This window comes from Meiothermus cerbereus (assembly GCF_051297115.1).
In the GTDB taxonomy this organism is placed as follows: domain Bacteria; phylum Deinococcota; class Deinococci; order Deinococcales; family Thermaceae; genus Meiothermus; species Meiothermus cerbereus_A.
This window is the reverse complement of sequence record NZ_JBEVAL010000033.1, coordinates 18,922-31,745: the sequence shown is the minus strand read 5'-3', so window position 1 is coordinate 31,745 and position 12,824 is coordinate 18,922. Positions and strand designations below refer to the sequence as shown.

The window sequence follows — 12,824 nt, the reverse complement described above, 5'->3', positions numbered from 1 at the left end:
GCTTCATCTTTGCCCACAACTTCAGGCAGCTGGCCAGCGTTTTGTAGGTAGCAACTTGGGTTAAAATAAACCCAGCAACAGAAGAGGAGCACGTGACCCGCGAAGAACTCAAAGCCCGCCTCATCCGCCCCATAGCGCGCGAACTGGCCGACGGTGCCCAGGATCGGGTGGTGGCTGGGGGCCTGGAAAAGCTGATTCAGAACCTGGGCCAGCCCTTCCCCGAGGTGGGGCGGGTACTGGCAGGGTACCGCCAGATGGATGTCGAAGCGCGTAAAGCACAGCTGAAAAAGGCCCTCGAGCTGCTGGGCGATCAGGTTATACAGAACAGACCTCAGCCCACCGAGCCCCAGCAAGCCGCACCCGGTACCCCAAGTCCGGTGCTGGAGGCCCTCTCCTTCGACACCCCCATCGAAGCTTTGAACCTGGGGCCTGGCGGCAAAAAAAAGCTGGCCGAGCTGGGCATCCGGGTGGTGCGCGACCTGCTGCACTACTACCCCCGCCGCTACGAAGACCGCCGCACCTTACAAGGGGTGCGCGAGGTAGAGGACGGAGCCAAGGCCACCCTGGTGGGCAAAGTGCTGAGCCGCGAGCTGGTCAAGACCCCCAAAAAAGGGCTGCAGCTGGTACAGGTGCGCTTTATGGACGGGTGGGGCTGGAAGTTTACTGGCATCTGGTTCAACCAGCCCTGGGTGCTCAAGCAGATGCCCGAGGGTGCCAGTATGGTGCTCTCGGGGCGGGTGCAAAAGCGCGGGGGCAACGTCTCGCTGATGGTGGAGTACTTCGAGGATGAAGGGGGAGAATCGCTCTCTACCGGGCGCATCGTACCGGTCTACCCTTCCAAAGAGGGGATTGGACAGGCTTTTTTGCGGCGGGCGGCCTGGCGGGCCCTGGAGGCTTTCCAGGCCATACCCGACCCCCTGGCACATTTACCACAAAGCCTGCTGCCCCTGGATAAGGCCCTGCGCCAGGTTCATTTTCCCGACACGGAGGAGAAGCTCGAGCAGGCCCTCTACCGGCTTAAGTTCGACGAATTTTTACTCCTGGAACTCAAGGTCATGCTGCAGTCGGGAGGCTCGGCGTTGCTGGGCCGGATGTTCCGGGTCAGGCCCGAGATGGTCGAGCGCTTCCGCTCGATCCTGCCCTTCCGGCTCACCGGGGCCCAGGAGCGGGTGCTTTCGGAAATCCTGGCCGACATGCAGTCCGAGCGCCAGATGGCCCGCCTGGTGCAGGGCGATGTGGGCTCGGGCAAGACCGCCGTAGCCGCCGCTGCGCTGTATGTTGCGGCTCAGAACGGCGCCCAGGGGGCCCTGATGGCCCCTACCGAGATTCTGGCCAAGCAGCACTTCGAAAACCTGACCCGCTACCTCTACCCGCTGGGGGTCTCGGTGGATCTGCTGGTGGGCTCGATGGGCCTGAGCGAAAAAAGAAGCGTGCAGGAGCGGCTCAAAAGCGGCCAGACCCAGGTGGTGGTGGGCACCCATGCCCTCATTCAGGATGGGGTGGAGTTTTGCGACCTGGGCCTGGCGGTGATTGACGAGGAGCACCGCTTTGGCGTCTTGCAGCGCCGCCGGCTGCTGGGCCAGCGGCCCGATGTGCTGGTGATGTCGGCCACCCCCATTCCCCGCTCACTGGCCCTTACCATGTACGGCGACCTCGAGGTCTCCCAGATCGACGAACTTCCCCCTGGCCGCACCCCCATCAAGACCAAGATCCTCACCCAGAAAACCCGCACCCAGGCCTATACCTTTGCCCGGCAAGAGATAAAAAAAGGCCACCAGGTATTTGTGGTTACGCCCATGATTGAAGAGGGCGAGTCGGAGGCCACCGCCGAACTGGCCGCCGCCACCCGGCTGCGCGAGGAGCTGGAAGTGCTCTTACCTGACGTGCGTATAGACCTGCTGCACGGAAGAATGAAGGCCGAGGAAAAAGACGCGGTAATGGAGCGCTTTAAACAGGGGGCCTTCGACCTGTTGGTCTCCACCACGGTCATCGAGGTGGGGGTAGACATTCCCCAGGCCACCCTCATGATTATCGAAAACGCCGAGCGTTTCGGGCTGGCCCAGCTCCACCAGCTGCGCGGGCGGGTCGGGCGCGGCGGGCTGGAATCCTACTGCATTCTGATTGCAGGCGAGACCTCCAAGCGCACCATGGAGCGCCTGCGGGTCATCGAGGAATCCACCGACGGCTTCTACATCGCCGAGCAAGACCTGCGGCTGCGCGGCCCCGGCGAGCTGCGGGGGCTGCGCCAGTCGGGCATGCCCGACCTGCGGTTGGGCGACCTGGCCTCCGACCAGGAGATCATTGAGCAAAGCCGGGCGCTGGCCAAGGCCATTCTGGAGGCCGACCCCTACCTCGACCAGCCCGAACATGCCCTCCTAAAGCGCGAGCTACAGGCCAGGGCCGAGGCCATTGGTTTCCGCGAGGTGATATGAACCCCACCCGATGCATTCCGTTTAGAGCCCGTCAATACCTCCTGGATTTGCAAGCTGCTTCTGCCCGTGCTTAAGGGTGCACTCCCCGGTGAACAGCCGCGCCAGCGGTCTGTCCCAAAGGGGATCGTCCTTCTGGTGAACAGCCGCGCCAGCGGTCTGTCCCAAAGGGGATCGTCCTTCTGGTGAACAGCCGCGCCAGCGGTCTGTCCCAAAGGGGATCGTCCACCCTTCACTGGGAGTGAAAACGGCAACTGTTTACCCAAGCGCTACTAAACCGCAAGGGCCCTTTTGCGGTAGCATGGGGCCATGTCCCTCGAGTGGGCCTTAGGGGTTCTGATTTTGCTGCTGCTGGTGGCGCTGGTCTCCTTTCAGCTTGGACGCCTGAGCCAGCCAACTGGCCCTGCGGGCAGACCTCGCCAAAAACCCAGCCATCCCTCGGTGTTTGTGGATATGGATGACAAACCCCCCATGGAGATCGACTTCGAAGCAGGCATCCGCGCCAATCAGCGCCGCAAAAACCCCAGTCGGGATGAAGCCTCTGGCTGATACCAGGCTGACCAGCACGGCTCATCATTAAAGCGTGGAAGGCTTGCTTGCGTTGTTGCTGCTTCTGGTGGTGGCCCTACCGGTTATTGCCCTCTTATGGCAGGGCCTGCTGGAGAACAGCCCAGCAGAAGAAGTACCGGACTAAACAACCTTTCCAGGCTGCTGCAATAACATTCCCCACTGAGCGGCGCAGTTCCTGGATGCTGGTTTCCTGGTGTCGGCTGGGGTGCACACGGTTGGTCAGCAAAGCCCAGGCGTACCCCCGCTCAAAATCCAACCACACGCCGGTTCCGGTAAACCCGGTGTGGCCCAGGGTCTGGCGGCTGCACAGGCTGCCACCACTAAAAGCAGGCTGGGGGATTTGCCAGCCCAAAGCCCGCTCGGCATGTTGGGGGCGGCGCATTTCTGCCAGGGCCGCCGGGGAAAGCACCTCACCTTGCATCAGGCGCTGGGCGTAGTTCAGAACCTGTGTAGACCGCTCTAAACCATCCCTGGTTGGGATACAACAGCGCGGTTTGATTGATCCATCCCAAGTGCCATAATGAGCCCATGGCAGAACTCTATCACATCGGCTTTGGGCCCCAAGACTTAGGCGACAATCCCCCCACCCTGGCCATTCTGAGCGGCGACCCCAACCGCGCCACCCGGATTGCCCACACCAAGTTAAGCCAGGTCAAAACCCTCTCGGAGAACCGCGGCCTGAATAGTTATCTGGGCCATCTGCCCAACGGACGCCCGGTTATATCGGCCACCAGTGGCATGGGCGCCCCCAGCCTGAGCATTGTGGTCAACGAGCTGGTGCAGGTAGGTATCCGCACCATCATTCGGGTAGGCACCAGCGGCTCCATCCAGGAGGAGGTAAGGCCCGGAAGCGTTGTGATTTCCAAAGCTGCCCTGTGCCGCCAGGGGGCCGCCAATGACATTGCCCCACCCGAGTACCCCGCCAGCGCCGACCCTTTCCTCACCGTAGCCCTGGTGGAGGCCGCCAGGCGGATGGGCATTGAGTACGCCCTGGGGATTACTGCTTCAGTAGACACTTTTTATGAGGGACAGGAGCGCACGGGTTCAGCCAACCCCCATCTGTTGCGCGCCCTGCAGGGCATCACCGAAGAGTACCGTAACCTGCGGGTACTCAACTACGAGATGGAGGCCGGAACCCTGTTCAAGATGGGCAACGTCTACGGGTTTGCCGCAGCCTGCATCTGCGGCATCATCGCGCAGCGCACCAAGGCCGAGCAGCCCATCCTGGAAGCCAAGGATTTGGCCGTGCAGAGGGCCATTGATGTAGCCATAGAGGTTGCGGCGCAGTTCGCGTAGCGCATGAGCGGCCATCAGCCCCGGCTCGGCCAGATTGTAATACAGGCTACAGAGCAAGCTTTTCATGTAACACCCCCATACCCTAAAGAAACGCTCATCCAAGCAACCCTGCCCGCAGGGCAATTGGGGCTTGGTAAAAGCAAAAACCCGGCAGCTCTGCATGAGAGCACTAATGAAACGAGCTAAATTGCCCTTGACTTTTATCACAGGCTGGCGTTACTTATAGCACCTGATGCCACCCCGCCGACACCCTGTGCGTTACACCCTGTGGCTGGCCCGAACCGGGGCAGCCCCCAAAACGCTCTCGCTCCCGGTGTGGGTTCCAGTGGTTCTGGTGCTGGGGCTGCTCGGTTGGAGCGGTCTAAACCTCTGGCTCTGGCAGCGCACCGCCGAGATGCGCAGTCTTCAAATTCAGCTGGTGAGCCTTTCGGATCAGGCCCGCAAGCTCAACAACCAGTTGGCAGCCGAGCGTACCCGAAACAACGCCCTGAGCCAGGATGCACAAAAAATCCTCAAGCAGCTCCAGGTGCTCGAGAACGAGATTAACACCCTGCGCGAACGCGCCGGAATGCCCAAAATCAAGCTCACCCCAGCCCGCAACGAAGGCGGGGGGCGCGGGGGTGCTCCGGCTTCAGCAGCGCTGGAGGATGTGCTGCGGTACGCCGACCAGCAAACTGCGGCCCTTGCCCAAAAGCTTGGCGAGGTATCCCCTGCCCTTAACGAGGCCCTAAAGCGCGAGGCGGCCATGCCCTATGGCTACCCCATCCGCGGGCAGAGCCGCATCACCTCGTATTTCGGCTATCGTCGTAACCCTTTTGGTTGGGGTTTTGAGTTCCACAACGGGGTCGACTTCTCGGCCTCCTACGGCACCCCAGTACAGGCCACAGGCGCTGGTGTGGTGGTCGAGGCCGGCTGGAAGGGACCGTTTGGCCTGGCGGTGGTGGTGGATCACGGCTACGGCTACCGCACCTTATACGGGCATCTGTCTTCTATCTCGGTACGGGTTGGGCAGCGCCTCGAGCGCGGTGATCGGGTGGGGCTGGTGGGTTCTACCGGCCGCTCCACCGGGCCGCACCTGCACTACACCATCTTCCGCAACGGAGGCGAGGTTAATCCAGGCCGCTACCTCGACTGAGCATCAGGCATCGGCCCAGGCACAAAAGGGTATGATCCGGGAGTTGGTTTGCAGGAAGTTCTACAAGAGCAGGGGTGTAAACTATGGCGGTGTTAGGCGCAGGACGTAAACCCAACCCGGCTACGCTCACTTACCTGAGCGAAGGCAGCGAGATCGAAGGCAACCTGAAGACCCCCGGCAACACGCGTATTGACGGCAGGGTCAAGGGTTCGGTAGTGGTCGAGGGCGACCTCGAGGTCGGCAGCAACGCCCACATAGAAGGCGATCAGGTCAAGGCCAACAACATTATCGTGCATGGGCAGATTCACGCCCAGATTATCGCCAGCGGCAAGCTGCACATCACCAAGAGCGCCAGGGTAGAAGGGGACGTGCGGGCGGTGTCGCTGGATGTGGAGGCTGGCGCGGTTTTTGTCGGGCGCAGCCAGACCGGCGAGCCCCGTGCCCTCCCCCAGAACACCCGGACAGGCAACAGCCCGTAACCCCAAGCAAGCCTGAGCCGTTGAGCCTGGCAGCCTGTAGCGTTGGCTTGTCGGACTGGAGTCCAGCGGAAGTGCTTTTTTTGCCCCTTCCGCCGAGCACCTGGGGCGCGGGTCAGTAATCACTCGACCCAAAGTCGGTCCAGTGTAGGCTGGTAAGGTTATGGCCAGAGCGCCCCACCCCCTCGCCTCGAGCGTTACCCTAACGGTACCGCTCTGGCTGGTGGCTGTTTTGCCGATTTTGCTGGTAGCGGTGGTGCTTCTGGGGTGGGTCAAAAGCTCGAGCGAACGCCAGCAGTTGGCCCAGCTTGAGGCCCAGGCCCATAAGCTTAGCCTGGAGCTCGAGGCCGAAAAAAGCCGCAACGAAGCCTACAGCATCGAAGCTGTGCAGCTCCAGCAAAGCCTTACCGTGTTGGAGGCCGAAATTAACCGGCTGCGGGTCAAGGCCGGTCTGCCCAGGATTCGCCTGGTACCCGAGCCATCCCAGTCCAACCCGGTACCCAAACCGGTCGGCGCCCCCAGAGGGGCTGGTGAGCCCATTGACCTGGGCAGTCTGCTGCTCAGCCTGCGCTCACAGGTTGGGAATTTTGCTGCCGAGCTCGAGGCCACCGCCCTCGCCCTAAACAACCCACCTCCGCCCGACCCCCGCCCGGGACGCATCTTGCGGCGTCCTCCGTCCCCCACCCTGGCCCGCACACCCCAAAACCGCTCCCCCGACCCGGCGCAATTCATCCCCACCGGCCTGCCCTTGCTGGTCGAGGCCAGCCTTACCTCTGGCTTTGGCTACCGTACCAACCCTTTTGGCGGTGGAGCCTACGAATTCCACAACGGGGTAGATTTTGCTGCCCCCGAAGGCACCCCGGTATATGCCACCGCGGCCGGCACGGTAAGCGAGATGGGCTGGAACCCCATCTTTGGGCTGATGGTTCTGCTAGACCACGGCAATGGCCTGCACACCCTGTATGGCCACCTCGCCTCCTCATATGTTGAAAAAGGCCAGCAGGTCGGGCAGAGCCACCTGATTGGCGCAGTGGGTTCTACCGGCCGCTCCACCGGGCCGCACCTGCACTACACCGTCTATCGCTACGGGAAAGCCGTTGACCCTTTGCCCTATCTGGCTCGATAGGTTGGCAGTACACCTCAGATGCAAACTTTGCTGGCCTGGGCATATTCTGGGCTTATATGAAATCCTTCAAATGCGCTCACTTCGAGTTTAGGTAAGCGCCAGGATGTACCACTTTGAAGGGTTTGACGAGTATCTGTGTGAAGCTGGTAACGGGCATCCCTGAAGCGATAAAACCAAATTTGAACCCCGTTCAAGCAAGGGGGGGTTTCGCCCGATTCTCATTCTGCGGTATAAGATAGGGCGTTATGGCCTTAGAGCGGCTTTTTCGCCGTCGCCGGGCACAGGGCGAGGCAAGGGATATTCCCGAGCTGTGGGTCAAGTGCCCCAAGTGCGACGCGCAGATATACAAGAAGGACCTCGAGAGCAGCCTGCACGTATGCCCCAAGTGCGAGCATCACCTGCGCATGTCTGCCGATAAGCGCATCGAGATGCTGGCCGATGCGGGAAGCTTTGAGCAGATTACCGGCCTCAAACCCACCGACCCCCTGGGCTTCGTGGACACCGAGCCCTACCCCAAGCGGCTCGAGCGCTACCAGAAAGAAGCCGGGCGGCCCGACGCCATAGTGGGCGGGAGGTGCACCATTGGCGGTGTGGAGAGCGTGCTTTTGGTGATGGACTATGCCTTTGCGGGCGGTTCGATGGGCAGCGTGGTGGGCGAAGAAATTACCCGTGGCATCGAGCTTGCAGCCCAGGAAAACCGGGCGGTGGTGATTGTCTCGGTCTCGGGTGGGGCCAGAATGCAGGAAGCGGCCTTGTCCCTGATGCAGATGGCCAAGACCACCCTGGCCCTGGACCGGCTTTGGGCTAAAAAACTGCCCTATATCTCGATCCTTACCGACCCCACCACCGGCGGAGTAACGGCCAGCTTCGCCGCCATTGCCGATGTGATTTTGGCCGAGCCGGGCGCCCTGATTGGCTTTGCCGGGCCGCGGGTCATTAAGCAGACCATCCGCCAGGATTTGCCCGAGGGCTTCCAGCGTTCGGAATTTTTGCTCAAGCACGGCATGGTGGATCAGGTCGTAGACCGTCGCAAACTCAAGGAAACTGTGGCAAGAATACTGAAGCTACTGCACCCCAGGACGGTGAACCATGCTGAATAGGGGTCGGGTCAGGCCTGGACTGGCGTGGGCAGCCCCAGCAGGCCTTGAAGGGGGCGCCCATGCCGCTTGAGTTCGAGAAGCCCATTGAAGAGCTCGAGGCCAAAATAGCCGAGCTCGAGGGGTTTGCCGCCAGCAGCGGGGTAGACCTCTCGGGAGAGATTCAGGTTCTGCGGGAGCGCTTAGCCCAGCTCAAGTCCGAAACCTTCGAGAATCTGTCGCGCTGGGAGCGGGTACAGCTGGCCCGCGCCCCTGGCCGACCCACCACCCTCGATGTCATCGGGGGCATCATGACGGAGTTTGTGGAACTTTACGGAGATCGCACCTATGGTGAGGACCCCGCTGTGGTGGGGGGGCTGGCCCGCTTCGAGGGCACCTCGGTGGTGGTGGCAGGCCATCAGAAAGGCCGCGATACCAAGGAAAACATCCGGCGCAACTTTGCCATGCCCCACCCAGAGGGCTACCGCAAGGCCATGCGCCTGATGGATCTGGCCGACCGGTTCGGACGACCCTTTATCGCCTTCATTGACACCCCAGGGGCCTACCCCGGCATCTCTGCCGAAGAGCGCGGTCAGGCCTGGGTAATTGCCCAGAGCATCCAGCGTATGGCCCGCCTGCGGGTACCGGCCATTGCCATCATTCTGGGCGAGGGGGGTTCAGGAGGGGCCCTGGCCATTGGGGTGGGCAACCGCGTGCTGATTCTGGAAAACGCCTGGTATTCGGTCATCTCGCCCGAGTCCTGCGCGGCCATTTTGTGGCGCGACGCCAAGGAAGCGGCCAAAGCTGCCGAAGCCCTCAAGCTATCGGCCCCCGACCTTCTGAGCCTGGGGGTCGTGGATCAGATCATCCCCGAACCAAGCGGCGGCGCCCACCGCAACCCTGCTGCCACCCTGGTCAATATCAAGCAAGCGCTGGCAGCCACACTCAAAGAACTCTCGAGCCTGGGTCCCGAAGAGCTCTTTGAGGACCGCTACCAGCGCTTCAGGGGCTTGGGGCGCTATCAGACCTGAGTTATTCGCCCCGTTTTGTTGCGGTTCCCACAACACCTGCCTGGCCAGGCAGGTGTTTTTTTGTCAGATGCTCTGAGCAGCACTCAGCAAAAAGCATCAGACCAGTCGGCTACGCAGCCACGAAGAGGCAAAGTCGATGATGTTGACCACAATCACAATTGCGATAACCCCCACAATCATCTGGTCGTACTGCCCCGAGGCCATCTTCTCGTTGATGAAGTAGCCGATGCCACCTGCGCCTACCAGGCCCAGCACCAGCGAGGAGCGGAAGTTAATCTCGAAGTTGTAGACCGTGTACGACACAAAAAGCGGCAACACCTGGGGCAGAATGGCCCAGCGCACCACATTTACCCCCGAAGCTCCGGTGGACTCGAGGGCCTCCACCGGCCCTTTATCGGCGTTTTCGATGGCCTCGGAGTAGAGCTTGCCCAGCTCGGTCAGGGAGTGAATGGCAATGGCCATCACCCCCGCAAAAGGCCCCAGTCCTACCGCCGCTACCAAAATCAGGGCAATAATCAGGGTAGGCACCCCCCGCAGCACATTCAAAAACAGGCGGGTCAGATAAAACACCGTGCGCATCAAGGGCGTACCCGCGGTTACGTTGCGGGCCGCCAGAAACGAGATGGGCATAGCAAAAATCGCAGCCAGAAAGGTGCCCACCAGGGCCATCTGCACCGTTACGGCGATCTGGCTCAACACCTCCTGGAGGGGGTAGCGCTCTGCGGCGACATCAGCCAGCATGGGCGGCCAGGCTTTGTCGGCGAACTGCTGCAGGAAGGGCCAGCCCTCCACCAGTTTGTTGAGGTCGAACTCGGTGGCATCGAACGCCGGTATTAAGAAACTCACCACCAGGGCAATCAGGATGCCTGCGCGGAAATCGTCGGGCTCTTGCAGGGCCGGGTTTCGCAGCAGCACCAGCCCTGCCCCCAGCATTAGCCCCGCTAAAAAGAAAACCCCAAAAGCCCCGTACTGGGTGGTGGCCGGTTGCACCAGACGAAAGCCCTGGCTCGAGGCCTGCTGGGGTATGGCCCCTTGCAGGTCGGCTAGACCCTGAATGGGCTTTAGTTCGTCCTGGCCCAGTTCCTTGCGTATTGCGTTGAGCTCGGGCAGGGCCCGGTTATAGGATTCGACCATCTCCTGCTGGCTCTGGGGCGATGTAGAGAAAAACAGCTTGTAGTAGCCCAGGCTTTTGGGAAGGTAAGCCCCACCCCCTTGGGGCGTGTGAAACCAGAAGAAGGCCAGAACCCCCGCCAAAGCCGCCAGGAGCAGAATGGGAGTGCGTAGCTGGGGTCGGCTAAAGGAAAGCAGGGCAATCGAGCCTGCTACCAAAGCCGCCACGAGCAGTTCCATCAGACCATTAACGGGCTGCAAGCGAACCAGCTGGGCTGGCTGCAAATACCAGCTCCCGGCGGCCACCACCACCGCTACTCCCCCCAGCACCCCACCCCATCCGGCAGCTTTTCCACCTCGAGGGGCCAGCACCAGGGCTACAAGCACACCCAAAGGAATCAGCAGCAGCAGGGGATAAAATGGCGTTAAACCTAGCAGCGTGGGATCGATGGTGTCGCGGCTCAGGAAGCCCCTGGCCCGGCTAAAAGGGAAGGCCGCAAACACCACCAGCAGGGCCATCCCCGCCCCTACAATCCAGCGTCGCATGGAACCCCTGGCCACGCCCATCAGCACCGCCAGCGCCAGCCCAAACAGGGTGTAAAGCAGCAGTCCGGTCATGCCAGCATCTCCTTGCGTTCGTAGAGGTCGTTCACCATCGCCTCGGAAAGCTGCGCGGGCGGACCATCAAACACCAGTCGCCCCCGTTTGAAGGCGACGATGCGCTTGGCGTACTTCAAGGCCAGGTCGAGGGCATGGATGTTGATGACCACCGTAACCCCGTCCTGTTCGTTGAAGCGCTTGAGGGTGCGCATCACCTCCTCCGACAAAACCGGGTCGAGGTTGGCGGCAGGCTCGTCGGCCAGCATCAGGGTGGGCTGCTGGGCCATGGCCCGGGCAATGGCCACCCGCTGTTGCTGCCCGCCCGAGAGCGAGTCCACTCGAGCGTTCTCCTTGGCCGCTAGATCCACCCGCTCGAGCTGCTGCCGAGCAATGCGGTAGTCGGCCTCGCTGTACAAACCCAGCAAACCGCGCCAGGTCGGAAGGTAGCCCAGGCGGCCATGCAAAACGTTATCGAGGGCGCTCAAACGGTTGACCAGATTAAACTGCTGAAAAATAAACCCCACCGTGCGACGGTACTTTTGCAGTTCGCGCTTGGGCAGTTTGGTAATGTCGGTGCCATTAACCACCACCGAGCCCGAGGTAGGAATCAAGAGCCCATTCAGGGTGCGCAAAAAGGTGCTCTTGCCAGCACCCGAGCGTCCAATTACGGCGACAAAGTCACCTGGGGCAATCTCGAGGTTCACATCCATCAAAACCTTGAGGGGCCCCTTGGCGGTTTGGAAGGTCTGGTTAAGGTTTCGGACTTCAATCATGCGTCCTCCAGGTCGCATATCTTCGCTCGCTGCATTTTTTTGCCACCAGTCCTATCGGCAAAACACAAGCCCAGTACAGACTTTTTGCTTTCGGATGTGGCAAAGCCATTCGTATGTGGTTTCGTCGCCTTTCGCCGGCTATGCCATCAAATCATAAGCCCCCAGCCATCACCGGGGGCAAAAGAGCGCCAGGGGTCTATTTGGTCTTATTGCCCAGCCACTTTGCGGGCCTGGCGCACCACATCGTAGTCGGAGTCCTGGGCAGGAATCATGTAGTCAATACGGTAAAGGTTGAACAGAAGCCTGTTTTCTGGGGTTTTGATACCCTGCAGGGCCGCCGCGATACCGCGCGAAAGGGTGGGGTACTTGGCGTTAAATTGCTTGGAAACCGAGAAGGTATCGCCAGGGATGGGCTTGGAGTAAAAAATAGCTGTGAGATGGGCGGCTTCCTCGGGTTTGAGGAACTGCGTCCAGGCCCCGCTCTTGTTGCGGGTATCGTTGGCAAAAGTAGCGCAGGCATCCACCGACTTGTTCAGTACGGCCAACACGCAGGCATCGTGCCGGCCCGCAAAGGTCTGCTTGGCGAACAGTTTATCGGGGTCGAAGCCGGCCCCTACCACTGCTGCGCGGGGGAAAACGTACCCAGCGGCCGAGTTCTTATCAACCCAGGCGATGCTCTTACCATCAAGCCCCTGGAGGTTCTTAATACCTGAGTCTTTGCGCACAATAATGGCGCTCCAGTAGAAGGGGCTGGTGCCGCGCACGCTCTTGAGGAGCACCTGGGCCCCCACATCCTGGTTGGCAATCACGTAGCCATCGGGGGGGAAGAAGGCAAAGTCGAGGTTGCCCCCGCGCATGGCCTCAATCAGGCCGCGGTACTCGGTGGGGATGAAGATTTCCACCTCGATGGCCCCCTGGAAGCGGCGCTCGAGGTAGTCTGCGATGGCCTGGGCCGCCGGACGAAGCTGGTCAGAGTTCTGGGTGGGATTGAAACCAATGCGCACCTTGATTGGGTTCTGAGCCAGGCCCACCGATAGAGCAAAAGCCAGCAAAGCCAAAATGAGAAACAGGCTGCGTTTCATACGCCGAATAGCCTACACCAGCTTATGTCAGAATTGAATCGGGTCAAAATTTTGGGCGACCAGGATGTTGTTTATGCCGCCATCTACAAAAGTTTGGCGTTTGCTTAGCACAGTATTCCT

The 12,824-nt window shown here is 60.9% G+C and carries 12 protein-coding genes; 8 read left to right on the top strand and 4 right to left on the bottom strand.

Translation table 11 applies throughout. The features are described 5' to 3' along the window. Positions 1-92: 92 nt before the first annotated feature. Both recG and ABWU19_RS08595 read left to right on the top strand, forming a co-directional pair. A complete protein-coding gene (gene recG, locus ABWU19_RS08600) occupies positions 93-2,432 on the top strand; it encodes an ATP-dependent DNA helicase RecG (RefSeq protein ID WP_435901297.1) in 2,340 nt (779 codons plus the stop codon). Positions 2,433-2,738: 306 nt separating this feature from the next. After that, positions 2,739-2,978 carry a hypothetical protein gene (locus ABWU19_RS08595; protein WP_435901296.1) on the top strand — a complete coding sequence of 80 codons (240 nt, stop codon included), beginning with the start codon at positions 2,739-2,741 and terminating at the stop codon, positions 2,976-2,978. Positions 2,979-3,072: 94 nt separating this feature from the next. On the opposite strand, the gene ABWU19_RS08590 is transcribed toward ABWU19_RS08595, so the two are convergent. Then, complete coding sequence (locus ABWU19_RS08590) at positions 3,073-3,420, bottom strand: serine hydrolase (protein ID WP_435901295.1); 348 nt, start codon at positions 3,418-3,420, stop codon at positions 3,073-3,075. Between the two features lie 107 nt (positions 3,421-3,527). Between ABWU19_RS08590 and ABWU19_RS08585 the strand changes: the two genes are divergently transcribed. From ABWU19_RS08585 to ABWU19_RS08560, 6 genes are all read left to right on the top strand, one after another. Continuing rightward, positions 3,528-4,295, top strand: a complete 768-nt coding sequence (locus tag ABWU19_RS08585) for a nucleoside phosphorylase (RefSeq protein ID WP_435901294.1) — start codon at positions 3,528-3,530, stop codon at positions 4,293-4,295. Positions 4,296-4,527: 232 nt separating this feature from the next. Continuing rightward, positions 4,528-5,430 carry a peptidoglycan DD-metalloendopeptidase family protein gene (locus tag ABWU19_RS08580; RefSeq protein ID WP_435901293.1) on the top strand — a complete coding sequence of 301 codons (903 nt, stop codon included), beginning with the start codon at positions 4,528-4,530 and terminating at the stop codon, positions 5,428-5,430. 83 nt (positions 5,431-5,513) lie between these two features. Further along, the gene (locus ABWU19_RS08575) at positions 5,514-5,909 is read left to right on the top strand and encodes a bactofilin family protein (RefSeq protein WP_435901292.1); all 396 of its coding nucleotides are present in this window, start codon (positions 5,514-5,516) and stop codon (positions 5,907-5,909) included. Positions 5,910-6,069: 160 nt separating this feature from the next. Then, on the top strand, positions 6,070-7,032 hold the full coding sequence (locus tag ABWU19_RS08570; RefSeq protein WP_435901291.1) for a peptidoglycan DD-metalloendopeptidase family protein: 963 nt from the start codon (positions 6,070-6,072) through the stop codon (positions 7,030-7,032). Positions 7,033-7,277: 245 nt separating this feature from the next. After that, positions 7,278-8,132, top strand: a complete 855-nt coding sequence (gene accD, locus ABWU19_RS08565; protein ID WP_435901290.1) for an acetyl-CoA carboxylase, carboxyltransferase subunit beta — start codon at positions 7,278-7,280, stop codon at positions 8,130-8,132. A 59-nt stretch (positions 8,133-8,191) separates the two neighbouring features. After that, positions 8,192-9,139: an acetyl-CoA carboxylase carboxyltransferase subunit alpha gene (locus ABWU19_RS08560; protein ID WP_435901289.1), complete on the top strand. Its 948-nt coding sequence runs from the start codon at positions 8,192-8,194 to the stop codon at positions 9,137-9,139. Positions 9,140-9,235: 96 nt separating this feature from the next. Here ABWU19_RS08560 and phnE read toward each other — a convergent pair whose 3' ends face one another. The 3 genes from phnE to ABWU19_RS08545 form a co-directional block, all read right to left on the bottom strand. Continuing rightward, positions 9,236-10,867 (bottom strand): phosphonate ABC transporter, permease protein PhnE, encoded by a 1,632-nt coding sequence (gene phnE, locus ABWU19_RS08555; RefSeq protein WP_435901288.1) that lies wholly within the window; start codon positions 10,865-10,867, stop codon positions 9,236-9,238. Further along, the gene (gene phnC, locus ABWU19_RS08550; protein ID WP_435901287.1) at positions 10,864-11,622 is read right to left on the bottom strand and encodes a phosphonate ABC transporter ATP-binding protein; all 759 of its coding nucleotides are present in this window, start codon (positions 11,620-11,622) and stop codon (positions 10,864-10,866) included. The genes phnE and phnC overlap by 4 nt, the downstream gene beginning before the upstream one ends. 206 nt (positions 11,623-11,828) lie before the next feature. Next, positions 11,829-12,704 carry a phosphate/phosphite/phosphonate ABC transporter substrate-binding protein gene (locus ABWU19_RS08545; RefSeq protein ID WP_435901286.1) on the bottom strand — a complete coding sequence of 292 codons (876 nt, stop codon included), beginning with the start codon at positions 12,702-12,704 and terminating at the stop codon, positions 11,829-11,831. Positions 12,705-12,824 lie beyond the last annotated feature (120 nt).